The sequence below is a fragment of the Clostridium sp. AM46-21 genome, from assembly GCF_003480025.1.
Taxonomy (GTDB): Bacteria; Bacillota; Clostridia; order Lachnospirales; family Lachnospiraceae; genus Coprococcus; species Coprococcus ammoniilyticus.
This window is the reverse complement of record NZ_QUIB01000001.1, coordinates 125391-149842: the sequence shown is the minus strand read 5'-3', so window position 1 is coordinate 149842 and position 24452 is coordinate 125391. Positions and strand designations below refer to the sequence as shown.

The following is a 24452-nucleotide window of genomic DNA, read 5'->3' as shown; positions in this document are numbered from 1 at the left end:
TGTCTGCCTGTCCGTCAAACGGATTTTTTCTTAGGCCTCATAAGAAAAGGATTTACATTTTCAGGGTAGATTATTCATTTATTTAATTCTTTCTGAACTCTAACAGTTCCAGTCCTTCATTATGCTCAAGCACCTGATTGATAACCCATTCATTTGCAAATAATAACAATGGATTACCCTTCATATCCTTCACCTTCTTAACATCGCTGACACGTTTCAGCTTTGTAAGATCTGTAGATGGATCTTTTACCCAGCGGATATAGTTATAAGGGATCGGCTCTAAACGGATCTCACATCCATATTCATTCTCCAGTCTGTATTTTAATACATCAAACTGAAGAACACCTACAACACCTACGATAATCTCCGACAATCCTGCTGTAAACTCCTGAAAGATCTGAATTGCACCCTCCTGTGCAATCTGAGTAACACCCTGTACAAACTGCTTACGTTTCATCGTATTCATCTGAACAACTCGGCAGAAATGCTCCGGCGCAAATGTCGGGATTCCTTCGTACTGAAATTTCTTACCCGGAAATGTAAGAGTATCACCGATTGAAAATAATCCCGGATCAAATACACCGATTACATCACCCGCATATGCTTCTTCTACGATCTTACGATCCTGCGCCATAAGCTGCTGCGGCTGGGATAATTTTAATTTACGCTTGCTGGCTGCATGGTAAACCTCCATACCGGCTTCAAATTTACCTGAACAGATACGCATAAATGCGATTCTGTCACGATGCGCTTTATTCATATTTGCCTGTATCTTAAAGACAAAAGCTGAAAATGGTTCTGTAACCGGATCGATCACACCCTGATCCGACATTCTTCCAAGCGGAGGTGTCGTCATTTTCAGGAAATAATTCAGGAACATATCGATACCGAATGTATTCAGTGCAGAACCAAAGAATACGGGTGAAAGCTCTCCCTTCTGAACCTTCTCGAGATCGACTTCATCGGTTGCACCGTCAACCAATTCAATTTTTTCCTTAAACTGGTCATACAGGTACGGTCCGATCAGATCCTTAAGCTCCTGATCCTCGATATGATATTGCGTCTCCGCAGCCTTCTTCGCACCACCGGTTGAGATAGCTTCAAAGGTATCGACCATCTTGGTCTCTCTGTCATAGACACCCTTAAATTCCTTACCGGAACCGATTGGCCAATTCATCGGACAGGTACGTATTCCAAGGACATTTTCAATCTCATCCAACAATTCAAATGTATCTCTTGCATCACGATCCATCTTATTAATAAATGTAAAAATCGGGATATGACGCATTACACAGACCTTAAAAAGCTTGATCGTCTGTGCCTCTACACCCTTTGATGCATCAATAACCATAACAGCAGAATCCGCAGCCATCAGGGTTCGATATGTGTCTTCTGAGAAATCCTGATGTCCCGGTGTATCAAGAATATTGATACAGTAGCCTTCATAATTAAACTGAAGAACGGATGAGGTAACTGATATACCTCTCTCCTTCTCAATATCCATCCAATCGGATACCGCATATTTGGAATTTGCTTTTCCTTTTACCGATCCTGCCGTATTGATCGCACCACCAAACAGGAGAAACTTCTCTGTTAAAGTTGTCTTACCGGCATCCGGGTGGGATATGATCGCAAATGTTCTTCTTTTCTTAATCTCGTTTTCGATATTCTTGTCTGCCATTTCTAATTTCCTCTTTTACTCATAATTGAATCTTTATTTTTTTTAGCCCACATCATCAACGATTGAATGTTGACTGACATTTTTTCCAACTCAGTCAGAACCGAATCAAACTGTTCCAATTCTCCTTCATCTACAATTCCATCGGAAGTGATATTGATCAGTTGCTCCGTGATATTCTCCATCTTCTGAGAAGATCCAAGGAACTGAAGGATCAGTCGATCCAGGCTATCTGCATTGATCGGTTTCACTGTCTCACGACCGATTGCACACTCCCCTGAGCAATACATATTACAAAGCTCCGGTATCTCATATACATCCGCCATCGCCAGAACTTCTTCCGGATAAGGAACTGACATGCCAAGCTCGATCCTTGATAACCGCGTCCGGTCAATATTTAAAATCTCAGCCGTCTTTTCCCGGCTGGTAAGATTTGGATTATTCTTTGATGCATTATATCTTGCGATATAATACGGATTATTCAGTGCTTTCGTAGCTTTTTTACTCATATCATGTTCCTCCAAAACTTCACTTATGTATCAGTACATAAATTTTCATCATCATATTACCACACAATCTACATTCTGAGAAGAAAAAAGAACCGACTTATCAGAAAATACAGTTTCTTCTAACAAACCTTCCTTATTTGCACAGGCACAGAGATTATATTTCCGACCTGTTTTATCTGTTATTCTGAATTCCCGGAAATAGATATTTTTCTTTTTCATCTCTGAACGATCCATAATTTTTTTCTGAGTCGGTTCTGAAAAATCAAGTCCTTTTCCTGTCATCTTACCAAATGATTCCATCCGGGTCCAGACCCGTGCAAAATATAATGCAGCCGCATCCGGATCCAACTTCTTATATTGTTCTCTATCCGCTTCTGAAAATAACCGGTTCACGATCTTCTCCCGTCCACCCTGTATCAGCTCGATATCAATGCCACAGGACAGATCGTGCTTCGTTTCTTTATGAAAGATCAGAACTGCAACGCATCCGCTGTGACTGATATTAAATGCTATCTCAGGATGATCTGCCAGATAAACCTTGCCATGCTCCATGATCTGATAGCGACAGTCTTTCTCAGACAAATGACACTCTTTTAACGCCCGGTCAAGCAAAATTCCCGCAGCAACCGACAATTTCTTATCCTTCTCATATCGAAGCCTATTCACTTTTTCCAAACGATACTCAGACAGCTCTTCCAGATACTTTTTCATCTGCTCCTCTGTCATATCCGACACATCCGCATACCAAATCAGCATGGAAATTTTCCTTTCTATCTATTCATGTAAACCTTTTTCTAGTATAACCATATTCCGGTAAAAATCGAATTTAAAAAAACCCCACATACGAAAGTTTGAAAAACACTAACGGTTTCATACACCTCCACATGTAGGATTCTTTCATACTATTTATTATAACGTGCAAAGATTCGGGAAATCTCTCATATCCCTATTCACTTCGTCAATATGCAGTCCCTTGTAAGAACTATCTACTGCATTATAGGCTTTCTGCATCTCTGCTGTACATGCCATCATAGATGCAGGCACGCCGACATACATATCATTGATCGAAATCTCGATCTCACCAGGATTCAATGTAATGGAATCCTCCTTCTCATTATATGGTTTATCCATCAAGATTCCTTTTACTGCCCTACTGAAATACGGCATTACATTTGGCACTGATATATATTGCTTATTCAACAAAAGTTCTTTGTAGCCATCCTTGAGCACACATAACTGCTTTTCTTCCTGAATATCATTTACAAATGCAGCAGCTACCTTCTGCATAACTTCATCCCGTCGGTCATTTGTCGGTGAACCAAACATAACATTGATATCATTCTCTGCAAGTTTCTTATCTGAGAATGCAACGGATAACATCTTCTCCGGACCATATGCTCCGATACCGCTGAATAAACGACGATAAATCTTCTCCATCGCATCCTTGACTGGAACAACTCTTCCGTTATCAATATTTGCTTCATTATCTAACATCAACCGGATCAGTCCATCCTTTACCTCATTGATACGACTGTCATTTACATAATCAGTCGGAAGGAATTCATGTCTGGCCGCATTCTTTAATATATTCTTCGTTGTTACCTTACCTTCATTTGCAAGATCCTCGATTGAATTCTTCAGATCTTCTCCGAACTGGGAATAGATCTCATCCAAACGCTCTGCCCGTTGCTGCAACCAACGAAGTGTATCACCAAACAGATCCTGTGCATCAATCTCATCCATGATCCGATTTCGTTCTGAAGCAAGTGTCTCTTTGATACAGGCATCATAATATCCATTCTCTGTCTCACGCTTTGCAGACGGAAAAGTGAAGAAACGTTTTGCTACAATCTCACATATAGATTCTATAATTCTGGAATATTCACCGGATGGTGTATATTTGCTGTGAAGCTCCTGCAGCTTCTTAACCTCTGCCATCATACCTCTGGTAGAATCTGCTACACCGGCTGTTGGTGCTCCGATAATATCAATCGCTGCATACGGACCGCATACCTTGATATATTTGGCAATTACAGCATCTAAGGAATTCCACAATTTATTCTTAATGGACTTGATCATGACCGGAAGCTCTTTATCCATATTATCAAGCTTCTCACCCATATGTTCTCTGAGTCCATCTGTATGCTTCTTGATCATCTTATAGGTTGGCTTCGTAAACTGTCCAAACTGGATTAATCCGTTCACACTGAGGTTGATCTCATCCCCCGGTTCTGCATGAAGAAAATCATCCAGCTCTTTTAACGCATCCTTGATATCCGCTTCAATCTGCGGATTGTCAAATGGTGAAACAAACAAACGCTTATATGCTTTGTTAAACAGATCACTCTCACAGATATTCTCAATCTCACGGATCGGTATCTTGTAATCTGCTTCACTGACAACCTTATAATAACAATTTGCTGTCGCAATCTCAGAATCCGAATGTTCCATCTTCCAGTTTGTCACAGAATATTTCTCATTGTCAAAGAATACATCCCGAAGCAGCTTTCTGTCATCGTTTACATCATTGTTACCGATATATTTGTTACATGCAAGTTTATATAGGAAGCTTGCTGTGTCCATCAGAACTGTACCCTCCGGCAGGTATCCCTGGCTGTCCTTCTTACCGGATACCAGCATACAGGCATCGAACAGATTCTCCCGGATCACCAGCTTATGGGTGGTGCTTTCAAATATATATGCATCATCCTTTTCTGAAAGCTTCATATAGTAATCGACTTCTTTTAACGCAGCACAGCCATTTGCCATCATCCGGAACATTAACTCCGGATCTTCCGTTACGCTCTTGTTGCCAAATATAACATCCGGCATCAACAGGCAGCCTCCGATTCGAAGATTCGCCCACTTCTTTGCTTTTCCACACGCCCGGATATTATATGTAAGATCGGATAAGATACCGCTTCCGGTTCCGCCGGAAAGACTGGATACAATGATCACATCCATCCAATTACCATTCGCCTTATCATGAATCTCTTCCAGTCTGTCAAATAACAGCATACGGATATCTTCATAAGCATTTGAAAACATGAGTCGTCCGATCTGACGATTGCCATGCGCACCGTCTTTTGTCACTGTAACATCCGGAAAGTCTGCATCCATCCAGTTTGCAAGATTCGGATGTACCGGATTTTTCTTGATTCCATCTGCAAGTATATTTTCAATATTCGGTCTGTAGATACTTAATACTTCAAGTGCATTAAAACCAACATGCTCTTTGCTGTCCTCAATTGTCTGTTCCATCTCAGGAATGTCTGAATCAATCATCAGAAAATGAATATTATCCTCCGGTATGATATCATCAACCATCATCCCCTTTAAGTTACAAACGGTTCTGCTTCCGACACCGCCAAGACCGATCACCAGCAGATTCCCATTAAACCGGTCATCGTGACTGATTCTTCCAAATACGCGGATATCCCTCAGCTTGCTAAATTCTTCTTTTTGCGTATCAATAAGTATCATATACAATCTCCTTAATTATAACCATTCCCCCGGCACAGAAGCGGTTTCCGTCAATTCTGTGCAGTCTCGTTACAAATATACTAACATATATATTTATGCTAACACTATTTTATGTGATTTTCAACAAAAAACTACATATTTTTTAGAGGTTTTGCATTCTTTTTTCTATGCAATCTTAATATTCCACGCATAGTTCTTATTCTTTATGCATAAATTTTTGCGACAAAAAAGTCCATCAGACTTGCTCATTCAGAAAACAAGTCTGATGGACTTTTTCTGTCTATAAATTTCTCTAATAAAATATTATACAAAATACTTAATACCATCTTCTCATAGTAATTTTCATTACTATAAGTAAAATGTAGGCAAATTATATATTATTCATTGGTTAAATATACGACAACACCCTTGTTTGCCGGAAGGTCTACGATCAGCTTCCCATCGCGGATCTCAAGGCTTTCTCCGCCTGTACAGTCACCGCCTGCGGCTACAGAGTTTCTCTCCTGCTTATGCATTGTCTGTTCAAATTCACCGATCACACGATGCATGTTATTCATGGTATCATTCAGATTTCCAAACAGATTCCATACTGCCTGGCCGAAGTCTGCGCCTGTTTCCAGTGCTTCTAATGCCTTACGGATATCTTCTGCCTTATAGCGGATTTCACCGGAGGCTCCGACCAACTGACCGGCTTTATCAAGCAACTCATTTCGTGCATTTCCCCATGCCTTTGCTGTTGCATCATCGGTACAGGTATCCTCCTGCGCTTCTGCTGTCTGATCAATCGTCAGGAGGTTGACTGCTTTATTTGCACCAATCGGCAGATTAATCTCCATGTGTGCACCGTTATCTGCATTATTCAATGCCGTTACAACTGCACGTCCATCCAGACATCTTGCAAATGCAAACTGTCCGGTCGTCAGATACAATTCCCGGTAGTCTCCATAGGTCAGTTCCGGAAATCTCTGTTTTAGATGTCCAAGTGTTGTATACAATGCAGGAAGCTCATCTTTTTCATCAAAATCAGCCAGATTCAGATCCGGACGCAGATTCCAGTCTGAACCATTCTCCTTATTGCCCGGTATACCGAATTCAGAACCGTAATAGATTGATGGAATTCCCGGTACGGTATATACGAGGATCGCTACATTGTACATATGCGCCTTGTTATTTAATTTACTGTAGATTCTTGCTACATCGTGGTTATCACAGAAGGTATATAACTTCTTATCACCTACAATGCCATTTAAACGCTTGATCGTATGTGCAATCTCAAAATAGTTATGGTCGTTATGTCCGGAATACAAGCCCTTATGCAGTTCATAATTTGTTACGGAATGGAGCATATCGTTATTTGCCCATCTCGAATAATCTCCATGAATAACCTCACCCATCAGCCAGAAATCCGGCTTTAATCCATTGCAGAAGGAACGTAATTCTTTCATAAAGCCAAAATCAAGTACATCCGCAGCATCCAGACGGATTCCATCAATATCAAATTCATCGACCCAGAACTTTACGGTTTCAAGATGATAATTCCTCACTTCCGGATTCCAGAGGTTTAATTTCGCAAGCAGATTATATCCGCCCCAGTTATCATAGGAAAATCCATCGTTATATTCGTTATTACCCCAGAAATTCACATTACAGTACCAGTCCTTGTACCTGGAATTCTCCCGGTTCTTCTTTATATCCTGAAATGCAAAAAAATCTCTGCCTGTATGATTAAAAACACCATCTACGATGACCTTTACATCATTTGCATGACAGTTCTTTACGAACTGCTTGAAGTCATCATTTGTTCCAAGTCGTCTGTCTACCAGGCGATAATCGGTTGTATCATATCCATGAGAACCGGATTCAAATAACGGTCCTATATAAATCGCATTGCATCCAATCCGCTTCGCATGCTCCGCCCATTCATTTAACTTGTCAAAATGCGCTCCTGTCTCTCCATTGTTATCATGTGGACATCCACACAATCCAAGTGGGTAAATATGATAAAATACTGCGCTGTCATACCATGCCATAGTCTTTATCTCCTTTTATCATTTTTGTATACATATTGCAAAAAGCCATACATATCACTCATGTAAAATTATACCACAAAACTGTCGTATACGCGAAACTTTTATGCAAATTCCGATTTTCTATATATTCCATATAAATTTATCTTCCTGCATTTCATTTTTTTCCGACACATAATCATAAAAACGCTGTACACAGGGAGGCTTATAAGCAGTCGCGTCACAGACCATATAATACATCCGGTCTGCCCGGGGCTTTCTTAGCTTCAGGATTTTTACCGTAAGCCGTTCTAAGAGCTTCATATAAGGAACAACAGCAATTCCAAAGTTATGCGCTACAAGGCCGGCAATTACTTCATCTTCTTCTGTCTCATAAGCAATCTGCGGTGTCTCACCTATCAAGCTATATAATTCGTTTATCACATCCCGCATACCAGAACCTTCCGCAAAATAAATCTGCGGATATTTTAATGTGTCCGCAAGATCTACATTTTTCTCTTCTGCGAGCGGGTGTTCCTCCGGGGTGATCACGACAAGATCCTGTCTGCCAACCGGAAGAACAGACAGACCGCTTTCATCCACCGGTCTGGAACAGAATATAATATCGTACTGTTTCTCCTTCAGTCCATTTATTAACTCATGTGTTGTTCCTGTATGAAATGAAAACTGAACCGTTTCATCCTGTAACCTTTTCCTATAATCATCAGCCAGTCCCGGAACAAAGTCCATACCAAGCGGTCGGACAAACCCTAATCTTATGACACCTTCTCCATGTGCTGCCTTCTGCATCAGGCGGATGCCCTGATCAAGCGTCCGGATCGTATTCTCCGCATAGACCAGAAATTCTTCTCCATACCTCGTAAGTACAGTGTTACGTCCTGTCTTTTCAAATAATAATACCCCAAGTTCTTCTTCTAACTGGTGAATCGCATGGCTTAAGCTCGGCTGTGTGATGTTCAGATTCTTTGCTGCCTTCGTGTACTGCTGTTCCTTTGCCAGTTCCACGAAATATCGTATGTAAAATAAATTCATTCGTTTACCTCTTTCTATCTGACTTTTGATGTTCGATCCATTTTCCCTGTTCTCGTACAAAATTATTTATATCTCTCATTTCTCTCTATTATACTCGCAAATCATATATAGACAATATCTATAGAATTATAAAAACTATTTATTTGTTATCATTTGCATGGAGTGCTACAATACGGAACCGTGAAAGATAAATAAAATGAAGTAAATACACTTACATATGATATCAAAATCTTCTATTACAGATATCTATGATAAGCGCAAATGAAAGGATGTCACTTTAAAATGAATACATATGCACAAAAACAGATCATTCCTGAAACGGATGCTCATATGACACAACGGATCATGTATGGAGAGATCGCCCTGATCGTTGCCGTATGCATAAACAGCTTCGCAGTCGTTCTGATGTTATATTCCGGTGCAGGGATTTCTGCGATTTCGAGTGTTCCTTACGCCTTTTCCGAGGTGCTCCCAAAGTTCAGCTTGGGTACTTGGACCTACATCTTTCAGGGACTTCTGGTTCTCACCCTGATGATTTTACGGAAGAAATTTGTCCCTCAATATCTGTGCAGTTTTATCGTTGGTTTTTTCTTCGGGAAACTGCTTGATGTCCATGAAATGTGGATCAACATTCTTCCAACCGCTATCGGATACCGGATTCTTTATTTTATAATTAGTTATGTGCTGATCTGTATCGGTATCGCGCTTTCCAACCGTTGCGGTCTGCCAATCGTTCCTACCGACCTTTTTCCACGCGAGCTGTCGCAGATCATAAAGAAGAAATATTCAATCGTTAAGATTTCTTTTGACGTTATCTGCCTGCTTACAACTGCCTGTATGACAGGCTTCTTCCTCGGTCACATCAAAGGTCTTGGAATCGGAACGATCCTTGCAGCTTTTACAATGGGAAAAGGTATTGCTATCGCCGGACAGATCATTGATAAACGCATGATTTTTGTTACCTACCTGTCCCGAAAGAAATAAATTTTCATATAAATATTTTGAAGAAAAATAAAATTCCATAAATGGGATAACAGGGAGCCGGAACGCTCCCATGTTACCCCACCATGGAATTTTTTTAACTTAAATTTGCAGTTTTATTTTACTGTGACCTTCACCCGTTTATTTACTCCATTTAATGCAGTAACATAGATATAACAGGTTCCTTTTTTCTTTGCACGGATCGTACCCTTTGCCGTTACAACAGCAACCGCTTTATTGGTACTGCTGTAGCGAAGTTTAGCACCATGCCCTTTGGATAACAGTTTCTTTTTGTTATCCTGTAAGATAAGCTTAGTTGTTATCTTTGCTGTTTTACCTTTCTTTAAGGTATACTCTGTCTTCTTGCACTGAATCTTCTTTACATTTGTATATGTCTTGTTCTTCGGCCCTGCGATATGAAGTGTCAGTCCTGTAGCAATATACTGCTTCTTCCCATTCACAATACGATATGCCTTGACACGGACTCTGTATGACTGTTTCCGGTTCAGCTTCTTGCCTTTATACTTACTCAGTACTGTTGCGTTCTTCTTTGCACCTGAAATCGTCTTAACAACAGTCAGCTTCTTTCTGTTACATGGAGCTGCATAGACATCATATCCCTGTGCCCCCTTAACAGCTTTCCAGGTCAGTTGGATTCCCTTCTGTGTCCAGACAACCTTCTGTTTGCTGGAAAGTGTCTGTGAATTCTTCTCGATCTGCTTCTTAGTCAGTTCCTCTACAACCGGTTCTACCGGAGGCTCCGGCGTCTTAACAACCGTTACCGTGATCTTAATCGGTACATTCTGTAACAGTTTCTCATCAACGGTACATACCAGTTTGCTCAGATCTGTATTGTTCGTACGGACATCTGCTGTGATATCTGTACCATTCATACTCCATGCATTGATCTCGTAGCCAGCGATCACCGATGCTGTCATTGTAACCGTGCTGTCCCGATATACTTCAAGACTGCCGGATCCGGCGGATACATCCCGCATAAGATCATTCTGTTTTTTGCGATCCACATGAACAGCTATTGTTCCTGCCTTTGCTCCATCTGCTGATACCAACTCATACTGAAGTTCTACCTTTGGAATCTCCTTATAAGTAACTGCAACCTCTACATTTTTCTCAAAGCCTGTATCTGGTGCCTGAATCTTGATCTGCTTATTGTCTGTATTTTCTATATCAGAAACCGTCATATCACTGTAAGCTGCACCATCCATCATTACTGTGATCTGATCCACTTCATATCCGGTCTTCGGTACTGCTGTCATAACAATATCTTCTATACGGTATCTGTCGATATAACCGCCGGATACAACATCACACTTCAGTGTTCCGTTATTATCACTGTTATATGTGACAGTTGGACGATCAAGCAGAACGAGTACAACACGCATGGATTTGTTTACACTGTTAAATGAACTTTCCTTCGCATCCTTTCCGGTCGCGATCGTCTGTTCTTCTGAACCGGTAAACAGCTTCCACTCTGCGATCTGATACTGCTCCGGTACATCTGCTTTCATAACAACGGACAGATTCTTTACGATCTTTGTATCGTTATTGATCTGTACAGAATCACTCCATGCCGTAACAACATCATCTACCTGCTGTCCCTGTTCATTTACCGCTTCAAAATGAAGTGTTTCCATCTGGAACATATTGACAACCAACTTGATCTTCATGTCTTTCTGCACATTGGATACTACATACCGGTCTCCACCCGTTGCTGCTACAGTATAATGTGTATCATCGGTATAGATTCTCCATTCTGATACAGTAACGGATTCCGGAAGATCTGCTGTAAGTGCCACCGTTGATCCCTTTGCTGCCTTGCCATCCTGAACCTGTTCTGAGACATTGATCTTACAGCCTGCAACCGATGTATCTGGATCTTCTGCGATCACTTCTGTCTCAAATAAATATGTCTCTACCGGTTCAAATTCAACGGCCACAACAGTATCTGTCTCCACATTATCGAGTGTGATCTCTGTTCCGGCAAAGATACTTCCGTCAGTATTTTTCTGGATCTTTGCTGAACCACCATGAGAAACCGTCCACTGTTTTACGACATAATTCTCATCTGGAACCGCCTGAAGCAGGATACTCTTTCCCGTAAGGACGGTCTCACCTGTATCGATCTTGCTTCCATAGCTTCCGGCCTTTACATAATATGCCTGAAGACTTCCGTTTTCCGGCTGATCGTAATTCAACTGGTAGGTCTTTGCTGCAAAGGATACACTGACATGAACACTGCTGCTCAATGCTGAAATAATCAATGTATCTCCATTTACCATATAATCAGTTCCGAGAACCAGATCATTTCCATCACTTCCTGTTACCTTCCATGCTTTGACCTTATAATTATCCTTTGGAATTGCTTTAAAGGATACCTTGCTCTGATCTGCTAATCCGGCTCCGGATGCAAATGGCTCTTTGGAGTCTCCACAATATCCTTTTATCGTTCCCTTGCCATCAGACTCATATCGGACTGTATACTGGTTCGATACGATCTGATATTTTCCTCTGTTCAGAGTGACGTTATATTTCTTCAGGAATTCTTTTACCAAATCTATATACTCACTGTCTTCTTCGGTTCCAACTGTAAGCCATGCGATTCCGGTCTGGTAAACACCTGCTGTCGAATTTTCATCTAACTTCGGCTCAGCCTCTATTGTCATCAAATCCGACAGTTTATATTTAGCTGCATCTGAATCCAGGATACCGGATTCTGTGTCATCACCCGAATATTTTACAACAACATCTGACAGGCTTAATACTTTATCTGCCGTGTCATCCTCTGATATACCATCCTTTGATGGAGCAGTAATAACGATCGGCCGTTTGCTTACGGTAAGCATCTTCATCGCATATGATTTGGCCTGACTGGTACCGTTCTGTCTGGTTATCGTCGCAACAAATGTATGCTGTCCCGGCCATTTTGGAGCAAATGTATTGCTGGCTATATTTTCCGTTACAACCTTATCATCCCCATCCACATAGGATACCTGATAAGATACAGAAGCATCTGCTGCAAGCGGTTCTGTCGTTATATTGCCGGATGTATCGTTTTCCCGTTTTCCCTGTCTGACTTCTAACTTAATGGTATTGCCATATTCCGCATTGTTTCCGGAAAGAACGTATACCGTATTATCCGTACGATCTACTACATAATAAACAGTCTGTGTATCAGTAGGATATAATGATGTATTTCCGCCATAAGATACAGTCACCGTATAATCTCCGGCTTCTTCCGGATTCCATACAACAGAAGCATTACCATTCTTATCTACATCGGTTGATATATCACGAATAGAACCGGTCCGGTTATTGAAGAAGTTTACATTTACAATTCCTGTTTTATCGATATTGACAGAAGATGTAACTGCCTCTGCAACATGGATCTGAACCGTTGTCTGATCTCCCTTTATGATATCTTCAACCTGTGTATCATATGTTTCATTTACGGTAACAACCTCACCAGGGGTAACACCATACTGCTTAGATGCTCCACTTCCCATAAGAGAAAAGACATCATCCGTAGCGATCTTTAATTCATTAAATGTTGTAATGATCTGCTCCTGCTGGTTCTCATCTGTTACCGTCTGCTCAGTCTTGTAATAATAGGTCTCATCCGCAGTCCGATCTGCTTCGGCGGATTTTGAATACATGATATAAGCATTATTTCCTTCGTATGCCTCCGGCCAGTACAGATACCAGGTTGTTCCATCAACCTCGATATACTGCTGATTTGTAGTGCCAGCAGATTCTTCTTTATATCCGGCATAAGCAGGCACATAGGACTGAACAGTACCGGCATACGCTTTTGCTGTAATTGCTCCATCTGTACCCTGTTCCAACTGATACCACTGTGTAACTGCTTCTGACATAGCATCTGTGCTGTACAACAATATCTCACCATCGGCTGTTACTGCTGTATATGCATAATAAGTCTTGCCCGCTGCAGTCTCTGTCACCTGTTCTGTCACAGGCTTTATTGTATCTGCATCAACTCCATTCCAGAGAGCGGCTGCATCACCGGTTGTTCCACTCTGGAATACATTTGGTATTACTTCATTTAATTTCACCTTTGCAGTTGCTGTTCCTGCTGTCTCATTATATCCTTCCAGTACATACCATTCATTTGTCTGGCTGTCAAAATAGATAAATTCCGGTATTACTGCATCCGGATATACAGCGGATACCACTGCACCATTCTTATACTGGACAAATGTCTCCTTCTGTGTTCCGATTGTAACCGCTACAGTCTTCGATACCATACGTTCATTCGTAACCGTCCGTGTCTGTGTGTACTGTCCAAATGCTGTATTAGTTCCCTTATTTGCACTATCGGACTGTGTATTGCTGATCGTTGCTGTCACCATACTGTCAGCCCTTCCGACATGCAGGATGCCGGGCGCTCCATATGCGTATAACCGCACACCCTTTATCAGCTCAGAAAGAACGCATCGATAAGAATTGCCATCCATATCCTCTGTGATACCATTTAACTTCAATGTACTTCCATTTATACCGGAAGCTTCTTTGTCCGTCAGGTTTACCCAATTGACCGAACCTGCTTTTCGAACCTGCCATGCATAGGACAGACCGCCTTTTGCATTTGCAGATGGAAGTGCATCGATCACAAAGCTTGCATTACCGCCGACAACAACTCTCTGTACACTTGTCATGCTTAAGATATCCGGTTTCTCACTGTCAGCCAGTGTATGAACGGATACCTCCGGTGTGTATTCGGAGTATACAGTCTCACCTCCGCTGTTTGTTCCAACTGAACGAAGTGCAAATTCATATTCCGTCGATGGTTTCAATCCATCATAGGTGTAAGAAGCACTGTCACCGCTGATCGTATCTAACAGACTGTATTTATTGGTTGTGATACCATCATTAAATACCTGATAGATCTCATATTTCTCTGCCTTCTTATAACCACTTTCCCATGCAAGCGTTACGGAATCTGCAGTCACGGTATCCACACTGATATCTTCCGGTGGAGATGGCGGCTGTTCGACATTTTTTACAACAAAGCCAAGGATTGGAACATTGCTGTCGCCAAGTTTTGCCTGCCAGATACCAAATTTTGTACTGAAGCTGTACTGGGAATCCGTCGCCGGCGGGTAAGCTACCACGCCTTCCTTCGATACTGATGAATAATCAAATGTTGTCTTACCGGAGCCCCAGCCACCGCCAAGCTTGACACCACCGCCATAATTCATCTTCACCACTTTGGCATCTATCTCACCTTCTACACCAAGTGTCAGTTCGAAGCTGTTCGTCTGGGTCATTGTCTTACTGCTCTGTGTACTATCCGTGATATTCATCGCTACCGTTGTCTGGTCATTGACCTTATTATTGATCTCTACCCAGTTCGGATAGCCAACAAACCCCTTCATTCCAAGTGAACTGGTCGCATAGGTATCCGGACATCCCGGCGTACTGGACAGAATATCCTTCGTGATCACCTTATTCTGCAGAGTTTCATCGCTTGCTGCAAACCGATTAAAGGAATCTACATCCATGGTCGAATAGACCGGCTGCTGCTGCACTCCGACCTCCATGGTATACGACGCACTTCCGTCGGCCGGCGTGATGACGTATTCATACAAAATAACCGGTGTTCGATAAAGCACTACCTGATTCTTCGTACCATCATTTTCAAAACTGATCGAATACTCATGGGAAAGCTCATCCTCGTATGACCACTCCCAGTCATGGGTATAGGACGCCTCCGTATGGAACTGCAATGCTGAAGAACCGATGGAAAATGATGCATATGCTCCAATGGATGCCATCTTCGTTTTACTGGTTACCGTTCCTTTTCCAGATACTTTACCGTATAAGGTTTCTCCGATATTTCCATTATAATAATTATCCTGAAGCTCGCCAAAATATGGAGCAGCCTGTAATACAGCCAGAATATCTACATTACTGTATGTATATTTCTTGCTCTTAAAGGTAAATACATCCGTATCTTTATCCGCATCAACTGCTGCGATCGCCAGACATGGGAAATCACTCATGCCGACATGCCGCACCAGCTCGTTTGAAGTCGAATCAAAATAACTGCCCGGTGTACAGATACCGGTCGATGAATCCTTGTTCTGTTCCTTACCGGACATGTTCACCCGGTAAAAGTACCGGTTAAAGCTCTGTTGCTTATATCCGGTCGTATATAAGACCTGTTCAATTCCCAGATCATTTTCATCAAAGTTTCCTGCCACACAGCCATCTACCCAGGTATCGGATATGATATAACCGCCGATTCCTTTATCACTGCTCTGACATACCTTGGCTGTATAGTCCTTTTTCCATGATTCATTTTCAAACTTCCAGAAAACACCATCTAAGAAAACCTGCTCCGCATCATTTCTTCCGTTTACTGCCGCACAGGTCAATGCAGGAAGCGGATGCACATTATCATCTTTATCAAAGCCTGCATTTACAAAATTACACATATCCATTACGTTTCCGCCGGATGGAATTAATGTCTCCACCTCTTCATTTGGATCGTATTTCAATGTTACCAGCATATACTTTTTATTTGAACCGGATTTATCTCCATCCGGGCCATCATTATCACTGTATACACCGGCAACTACAACTTCCGGGAAGCCATCAAAATCAATATCACCTGCTGCTACAGATGCGTAACGCATATATACACTGCATGTATCCTTATCCATTACATACTTATTCATCTGCTGTGGTTTCTTGTTCTCTACCTTATAACAGGCAAATACAGAGCTTCTCTGCTGCAGCTTCTTTCCATCACTGTCATCGTGGATATTCGAATAGGAACCAACCAGAAGGATCTCATCTTTACCATCCCGATTGATATCCGAAGTTTCTATCGACATGTTGATCGTTGCTCTTGCTGTCTTACCATTATTGGTAAATTTACCTGCCATATCCGCTCCGGTATTTCCCATAAAACTACGAACCGGAATATTATCACTGATCGGCGATAAGGTGATTCCGTCCAGGATCATAATATACGGATCTCCACGTTTTGGAACATAGACTGCGATATCTTCATCTCCATCACCATCAAAATCTCCTGCCTTTAATGTAAAATAATTCTTATAGGCACTGTATTTTTCCAACTGATTATCCCGAAGCCAGTCATTATCATCACCCGATCCAAGGCTGAAGGTCTTTCTTAATTCCTGACCTTTACCGGATGCACTGTATCTTGCTACAACAAGCTGCGGATCTTTTCCCAGTGATGCGCCAACAAGTGCAACCATATTATCACGGCCGGTTCCATACGGATCATAACCGTCTACATTTACATACTTGACATCAGCTGCGCCGGATGCTGTACGGCTCTGTATAAATCCATTGTTGTTCCGTTTCGAATCCGGTCCAACATAATAGCCCTTGATATCCGAGCTTTTCGTATAGTTATACGTCTCAGCATTTCGGTTCTTTCCACTGGATCGATACCATAAAAATGCTTCCATCTTTTCATTAAATGCAGAATAGCCGGAACCGTATGGATTTTCACCGTCATTTGCATTAAATGAACTTGGTGTCGTCAGATTAAATCCATATTTATCCTTTCCGCTGTTATCTGCATTTGAGGTATCTGCCTGCGTGACCGCCTGCCCCGGCGGCTCATCCGCAAGAACTCTGACCGGATTTCCAACCCCAGGAAACATACCGATCACCATCGAAATCGAAAGCATTGCTGCCATCCATTTCTTTCCCCATTTTCTGTTCATGTTCTCATCATCCCTTTCTTACATAAACGTTATTCTTGTTTCTGAATGCTGTCTCTGCATCCAAACCTCCAGTTACATAATAATTATATCGAAATATTTGCCAAAAAGAAAGAAAAATAGATGCATTTTATAAATATATTCATCTTACAAACACAATATGTGTATTTATTCTGACAATTTGCGTTAGTTTGTTAGAAGCAGATACAATTTAAAACGCATAATGTTATGCAAATATTGTCGGATCAAATCATAAATTATACCCCTCTTGCTTCAAAAAAAGACATTTTCATATGATATCCTTATAAAAATATATCCCAAATTTCGGACATATCTTAAACTGTAACATCATACGAAAATGTCTTATTATGTGCTCCAACTATTCTATTTTTTATTCATTAAACTGCTGTTCTATTATGAATGAATGCTATTCTATTTCCATTTTACCTGGTAAATAAATGCTGTCTTCTGATCACTTCTTACTTTGTAAGTAAATACTGTGTCTGATTACATCTTACTTTGTAAACAATGCTTCTATAAACACATCTGCGATTAACTGCTGTCCCACTGCAGTCGGATGATCATCTGGATCTATATAATTTTCTGCATTCTGATTATTAAGCACAATATCATTTGAGGAAACAAATGCTTCATAGCAATCTGCCAGTACAATATTCTTTTCTTTACATACTGTACGAATGATCGTATTTGCCTGACTGATCTTTTCTTCTGCATACTGGCCGATATTGACCGTTATCCCTCCTGCCGATATTTCATAATCCATATTACGATATGGATTATATAATGTCATGATTGCAATCCGGCAATCCGGCGAAGCTTACGGATCAGATCTATACTATCTGAAAGATTATTATAAAACCGATTCAGATTATCTTCCGCAGACCGGTCTGCCTCCTCAAAGTCCCGGACAAATGTCTTTTTATTAATTTTTCCCCAAAGCGGAGAATCATCTCCTGCACCGGAATATCCATAAAAATAATCTTCATACTGCATAACAAAGAATTCAAACGGAAGAAGTGCATCATTCGTACCAATGCAAAATGTCACATAATCAGCATGGTCTAACAGATCTACCTTGCCTTTCTTGATATTTTGCCACATGTCGCCACTGAGCTGACCATTTACACCTTGATTACATTCGACAACCTGCATCCCCTGTTGTTTCATATAAGCAGCAATTCTTGCAGAAAATCGTTCATTCTCTGCGTGTTCTAATGAATATCCATATGTAATCGAATCTCCCAATGCTACATATATAACAGAATCATCCGATACCTGCTCATCTAACTGCAACAATTTTGCATTATTCTTTGTCCGACCATGCAATCCCCAGACGATTGCAATAACACATGCCCCGGCTACTGTGATCAGTCCGGCAGCCTTCCATTTCTTCATATCGATCACCTCTGTCTTATATAATAACTTTAAGCCTTTCGTATTATCCTAATCCGGTATAATCTCTATATATACCTGATCGTATTTGTATTTCAATTCCTGCTTAATCTCATCCCGGACACGATGCAGAATGCTGATATGTATAACGTCTGTTTTATTTCCAATATATACTTCAACCCATAGCTTCCGTCCGGTCTGGATAACATCTAAGAATGTAACCTCATAGGGATAATCATTCATATGTTTATCCACGATTCCACGTATCTGATTTAAGACATCTTCCTCCGGTGCAAATAAAATCAGATTTTTAATGCTCTGGAAAATCTCCTTTACCGGTTCTTTTATAAGGAGCAGTGCCATAATTACAGCTACTGCAGGATCAATATATGGCGTCAGAAACCGAAATCTCGTTGTAAACAATATCATCTGAACTGCAAATGCTACGGCTACTCCCATACTGCTTATAACATCAAGCTTCCACATATAAAGCTCAGCTTTGATCGTCGTAGACTCATACTTTTTACTGTAATGACCAAGCAACAGATACATGCCTGCACAGCCAAGACATACAAGCAATTCAAATATAGCAATACTGCCGGCATCAACTTCATGTCCACCATGTAATAACAGCTTTATATTTTCAACCATTAGATTGCAGGTAAGTGCTAATAATACACTGTACTTTACCAGTAAAAACAACGATTCTACCTGTGCATATCCATATGGATGCTTCTCTGTCACCGGTTTATAAAGCAGGGGCACAAGCACCAGAAACGGTCCGATCATCACTAAATCCGCTGCATCAAACAAACAATCAGTCCACAAAGAATGGGAATGGGTAAACCATGCCATCACACCTTCCGCTACTATAAACAATACACTTCCAAGAAATGATAGTTGTAATATTCTCTTTTCAATCGTCAGTTTCTCTTTCTTTTCCCTACGTTCTTTCTTTACACTGTTCACTTTTTTCGCACTATTATCTGTCTTCATCTGTTTTCTCTTTCTTACTTTCATCTTTTTCTATTCTTCAATCTCACAACTACCACTATAACACAAAAATCCCGCCCGGCATACACCAAATGGGATTCTTTGTATTGTTCACAATTATGTGCAAACATATAATTTTCATTATTAACAAAAAGCCCCTGTTACTGCAATATAACAGTAACAGAGACTTTTTATTATTGACTATTATAATTCACGTTTTCGTGCAGTCTATTATTTGTTAGCGATTGCAGCCTGAGCAGCAGCAAGTCTAGCGATAGGTACACGGAATGGTGAACATGATACATAATCAAGACCGATCTTGTGGCAGAATTCAACAGATGAAGGATCTCCACCGTGCTCACCACAGATACCGATATGAAGCTTTGGATTAACTGGCTTGCCAAGTTTAACAGCCATATCCATGAGCTTACCAACACCAGTCTGATCAAGCTTAGCAAATGGATCATTCTCGAAGATCTTAGCATCATAGTAAGCATTTAAGAACTTACCGGCATCATCTCTTGAGAAACCAAATGTCATCTGTGTAAGGTCGTTAGTACCGAAACAGAAGAAGTCAGCTTCCTTAGCAATCTCATCAGCTGTAAGAGCTGCTCTAGGGATCTCGATCATTGTACCAACTTCGTACTTAAGCTCAACACCAGCAGCAGCGATCTCAGCATCAGCTGTCTCAACTACTACCTTCTTAACATACTTAAGCTCTTTAACTTCACATACAAGTGGGATCATGATTTCTGGCTCAACATTCCAATCTGGATGCTCTTTCTGAACTTCGATAGCTGCACGGATAACAGCCTTTGTCTGCATCTTAGCAATTTCTGGATATGTTACAGCAAGACGACATCCTCTGTGACCCATCATAGGGTTGAACTCATGAAGTGAGTTGCAAAGTGCCTTGATCTCTTCTACTGACTTATTCTTAGCCTTTGCAAGCTTCTCAATATCTGCTTCCTCTGTAGGAACGAACTCATGAAGAGGTGGATCCAGGAATCTGATAGTAACCGGGTTACCTTCAAGTGCTTCGTAAAGAGCCTTGAAATCTCCCTGCTGATATGGAAGGATCTTATTAAGAGCTTCTTCTCTTTCTTCTACTGTATCTGAGCAGATCATCTCACGGAATGCTGCGATTCTTTCTGGATCAAAGAACATATGCTCTGTACGGCAAAGACCGATACCTTCTGCACCAAGCTCACGAGCCTTCTTAGCATCTGCTGGTGTATCAGCATTTGTTCTAACCTTAAGTGTTCTGTACTTATCAGCCCATGCCATAACACGACCGAATGTACCTGCGATTGAAGCATCAACTGTCTTAATAACTCCATCGTAAATGTTACCTGTTGTACCATCGATTGAGATAAAATCTCCCTCATGGAACTCTTTGCCTGCAAGTGTGAACTTCTTGTTCTCTTCATCCATGATGATATCGCCACAACCTGATACACAACAAGTACCCATACCACGAGCAACTACAGCAGCATGTGATGTCATACCACCACGAACTGTTAAGATACCCTGTGCTGACTTCATACCTGTGATATCTTCCGGTGATGTCTCAAGACGTACAAGAACAACCTTCTCGCCCTTAGCTGCCCATGATTCTGCATCGTCAGCTGTAAATACGATCTTACCACAAGCAGCACCCGGTGAAGCACCAAGTCCCTTGCCCATTGGTGTAGCTGCCTTAAGAGCTGCTGCATCAAACTGTGGGTGAAGAAGTGTATCAAGGTTACGAGGATCGATCATTGCAACTGCTTCTTCCTCTGTCTTATGTCCTTCATCAACAAGGTCACAAGCGATCTGAAGAGCTGCCTGAGCTGTTCTCTTACCATTACGACACTGTAACATGTACAGCTTCTTGTTCTCAACTGTGAACTCCATATCCTGCATATCATGGTAGTGATTCTCAAGAGTCTCACATACCTTAAGGAATTCTGCATATGCTTCTGGGAATTCCTGCTCCATCTGAGCGATTGGCATTGGTGTACGAACACCGGCAACTACGTCTTCGCCCTGTGCATTGATAAGGAACTCACCCATAAGCTTCTTCTCACCTGTTGCAGGGTCACGAGTAAATGCAACACCTGTACCAGATTCATTATTTAAGTTACCGAATACCATAGGCATTACGTTAACTGCTGTACCCCATGAATAAGGGATATCGTTATCTCTTCTGTATACGTTTGCACGTGGGTTGTCCCATGAACGGAATACAGCTTCGATAGCTAACTTTAACTGCTCAACTGGGTCTGAAGGGAAATCTGTTCCTAACTGGTTCTTGTATTCAGCCTTGAACTGCTCTGCAAGAGTCTTAAGATCAGCTGCTGTAAGTTCTACGTCGAACTTAACACCCTTCTCTTCTTTCATCTTATCGATGAGCTGCTCAAAGTACTTCTTACCAACTTCCATAACAACGTCTGAGAACATCTGAATGAAACGTCTGTAAGAATCATATACGAAACGCTCGAATGCTGGATCTGGGTTGTGTGCGATCATTGCAGCAACAACTTCGTCATTTAAACCAAGGTTAAGGATTGTATCCATCATACCCGGCATAGATGCTCTAGCACCTGAACGAACTGATACTAATAATGGATTCTCAAGATCTCCGAACTTCTTGCCGTTGATCTCCTCCATCTTCTTAACACCTTCCATAGCCTGTGCCATGATCTCGTCGTTGATCTTACGACCATCTTCATAGTACTGAGTACAAGCCTCTGTTGTGATTGTGAAACCCTGTGGAACTGGAAGACCAATTGTTGTCATCTCTGCAAGGTTTGCACCCTTACCACCGAGAAGATTACGCATGGTCATGTCGCCTTCGCTAAACATATAAACCCACTTGTTTGCCATTTGTTTATTACCTCCTACGTATCTAATTAAATATATGCTGAAAAAAGCCTGCTTTAGGGCAGAATTTTCCCACCACTCTGACGTGATTATATCATATGACCTAATAATATTAAACCACTTTTTTCAATTTTTTTCTCTTTTTAACCGCATGTTCCGGAATCTTTTTCAAAAAGAAAGAGACATCCGCCAGATAATGTTCTTTTCCGACAAATGTCCCTTTTATTTTACAGATTCGATCAACCGGATACTCTATCTGAGATATTGATTCATTTCGTCTGATTAATATTCGAATTTCTTCTCAAAATATGCCTTCAGATCTTCGATCTTTACTCTTTCCTGCTCCATGGTATCTCTGTCACGGACAGTTACAGCACCATCTTCTTCTGAATCAAAATCATAAGTTACACAGAACGGAGTTCCGATCTCATCCTGTCTTCTGTAACGCTTACCGATATTTCCTCTGTCGTCGTATTCACAGTTGTAGTATTTGCATAATTCAGCATATACCTTTTCTGCTCCCTCGCCGAGTTTCTTGCTCAGTGGAAGGACACCGATCTTAACAGGTGCAAGTGCAGGATGGAAATGTAATACAGTTCTTACATCCGGCTTCTCCTCGGTTCCGATATTTTCTTCATCATATGCAGCACAAAGGAATGCAAGTGTTACACGATCAGCACCAAGTGATGGTTCGATAACATATGGAATGTATTTCTCTTTCTTCTCATCATCAAAGTAATCCATTGGTTCGCCGGATACAGTCTGATGCTGAGTCAGATCATAATCCGTTCTGTCTGCGATACCCCAAAGTTCACCCCATCCAAATGGGAATAAGAACTCGATATCTGTTGTTCCCTTGCTGTAGAAGCAAAGCTCTTCCGGTGAATGATCACGGGCACGCATCTCTTCATCCTTGATACCAAGGTCTTTTAGCCAGTTGATACAGAAGCTTCTCCAGTAATCAAACCATTCAAGGTCTGTTCCCGGTTCACAGAAGAATTCCAGCTCCATCTGCTCAAACTCTCTGGTACGGAACGTAAAGTTACCCGGTGTGATCTCATTACGGAATGACTTACCGATCTGTCCGATACCAAACGGGATCTTCTTTCTGGATGTTCTCTGTACATTCTTGAAGTTTACAAAGATACCCTGTGCTGTCTCAGGTCTTAAATATACTGTGTTCTTTGCATCCTCTGTTACACCCTGGAATGTCTTGAACATCAGGTTGAACTGTCTGATACCTGTAAAATTATGTTTTCCGCATGAAGGACAGCAGATATTCTTTTCTTCGATAAAGCTCTCCATTTCTTCATTTGACCAGCCATCAACGGAACCTTCGATCTCCAGGTTATTCTCTGCCATGTAGTCTTCGATCAGTTTATCTGCACGAAATCTTTCATGGCACTCTTTACAGTCCATCAAAGGATCTGCAAAACCGCCAAGATGTCCGGATGCTACCCATGTCTGTGGGTTCATCAGGATCGCACAGTCAACGCCTACATTATATGGATTCTCCTGTATGAACTTTTTCCACCAAGCCTTTTTTACATTGTTCTTTAACTCAACACCAAGGTTACCGTAATCCCATGTATTTGCAAGTCCACCATAAATCTCTGAACCCGGATATACAAAACCTCTGTTTTTTGCTAAAGCAACGATCTTGTCTAATGTCTTTTCCATAATGTCCTCCATTTATATTTCATCTTTATATTTGTACGTTATTGTACCT

General features: G+C 41.2%; 13 protein-coding genes. 1 reads left to right on the top strand and 12 read right to left on the bottom strand.

Annotated elements, in window-relative coordinates:
• Nucleotides 1-82: 82 nt before the first annotated feature.
• The 6 genes from DW959_RS00720 to DW959_RS00695 all read right to left on the bottom strand — a co-directional run bounded on the left by DW959_RS00720 (nucleotide 83) and on the right by DW959_RS00695 (nucleotide 8729).
• Complete coding sequence (locus tag DW959_RS00720; RefSeq protein WP_118614941.1) at nucleotides 83-1681, bottom strand: peptide chain release factor 3; 1599 nt, start codon at nucleotides 1679-1681, stop codon at nucleotides 83-85.
• Nucleotides 1682-1683: 2 nt separating this feature from the next.
• The gene (locus tag DW959_RS00715) at nucleotides 1684-2187 is read right to left on the bottom strand and encodes a helix-turn-helix transcriptional regulator (protein WP_117807649.1); all 504 of its coding nucleotides are present in this window, start codon (nucleotides 2185-2187) and stop codon (nucleotides 1684-1686) included.
• Between the two features lie 51 nt (nucleotides 2188-2238).
• Nucleotides 2239-2943: a 4'-phosphopantetheinyl transferase superfamily protein gene (locus DW959_RS00710; protein ID WP_117807650.1), complete on the bottom strand. Its 705-nt coding sequence runs from the start codon at nucleotides 2941-2943 to the stop codon at nucleotides 2239-2241.
• A 153-nt stretch (nucleotides 2944-3096) separates the two neighbouring features.
• Complete coding sequence (locus DW959_RS00705) at nucleotides 3097-5670, bottom strand: tubulin-like doman-containing protein (protein ID WP_118614938.1); 2574 nt, start codon at nucleotides 5668-5670, stop codon at nucleotides 3097-3099.
• Between the two features lie 377 nt (nucleotides 5671-6047).
• Nucleotides 6048-7700 carry an alpha-amylase family glycosyl hydrolase gene (locus DW959_RS00700; protein ID WP_118614935.1) on the bottom strand — a complete coding sequence of 551 codons (1653 nt, stop codon included), beginning with the start codon at nucleotides 7698-7700 and terminating at the stop codon, nucleotides 6048-6050.
• A 120-nt stretch (nucleotides 7701-7820) separates the two neighbouring features.
• On the bottom strand, nucleotides 7821-8729 hold the full coding sequence (locus tag DW959_RS00695; RefSeq protein ID WP_117822716.1) for a LysR family transcriptional regulator: 909 nt from the start codon (nucleotides 8727-8729) through the stop codon (nucleotides 7821-7823).
• 282 nt (nucleotides 8730-9011) lie between these two features.
• On the opposite strand from DW959_RS00695, the gene DW959_RS00690 reads away from it, so the two are divergent.
• Nucleotides 9012-9713, top strand: a complete 702-nt coding sequence (locus tag DW959_RS00690) for a DUF6198 family protein (protein ID WP_243023277.1) — start codon at nucleotides 9012-9014, stop codon at nucleotides 9711-9713.
• A 113-nt stretch (nucleotides 9714-9826) separates the two neighbouring features.
• Here the strand turns inward: DW959_RS00690 and DW959_RS00685 are convergent, their stop codons facing one another.
• The 6 genes from DW959_RS00685 to DW959_RS00660 form a co-directional block, all read right to left on the bottom strand.
• Nucleotides 9827-17455: a fibronectin type III domain-containing protein gene (locus tag DW959_RS00685; protein WP_118614932.1), complete on the bottom strand. Its 7629-nt coding sequence runs from the start codon at nucleotides 17453-17455 to the stop codon at nucleotides 9827-9829.
• A gap of 511 nt (nucleotides 17456-17966) precedes the next feature.
• A complete protein-coding gene (locus tag DW959_RS00680; RefSeq protein ID WP_118614929.1) occupies nucleotides 17967-18263 on the bottom strand; it encodes an SGNH/GDSL hydrolase family protein in 297 nt (98 codons plus the stop codon).
• Nucleotides 18260-18868: an SGNH/GDSL hydrolase family protein gene (locus tag DW959_RS00675; RefSeq protein WP_118614926.1), complete on the bottom strand. Its 609-nt coding sequence runs from the start codon at nucleotides 18866-18868 to the stop codon at nucleotides 18260-18262. Before DW959_RS00675 ends, DW959_RS00680 begins: the two co-directional genes overlap by 4 nt.
• Before the next feature lie 48 nt (nucleotides 18869-18916).
• Nucleotides 18917-19861, bottom strand: coding sequence for a cation diffusion facilitator family transporter (locus DW959_RS00670; protein WP_118615022.1), 945 nt, complete (start codon nucleotides 19859-19861; stop codon nucleotides 18917-18919).
• Between the two features lie 228 nt (nucleotides 19862-20089).
• Nucleotides 20090-22726, bottom strand: a complete 2637-nt coding sequence (gene ppdK, locus DW959_RS00665) for a pyruvate, phosphate dikinase (RefSeq protein WP_118614923.1) — start codon at nucleotides 22724-22726, stop codon at nucleotides 20090-20092.
• A gap of 279 nt (nucleotides 22727-23005) precedes the next feature.
• Nucleotides 23006-24403: a glycine--tRNA ligase gene (locus DW959_RS00660; RefSeq protein WP_117822746.1), complete on the bottom strand. Its 1398-nt coding sequence runs from the start codon at nucleotides 24401-24403 to the stop codon at nucleotides 23006-23008.
• Nucleotides 24404-24452 lie beyond the last annotated feature (49 nt).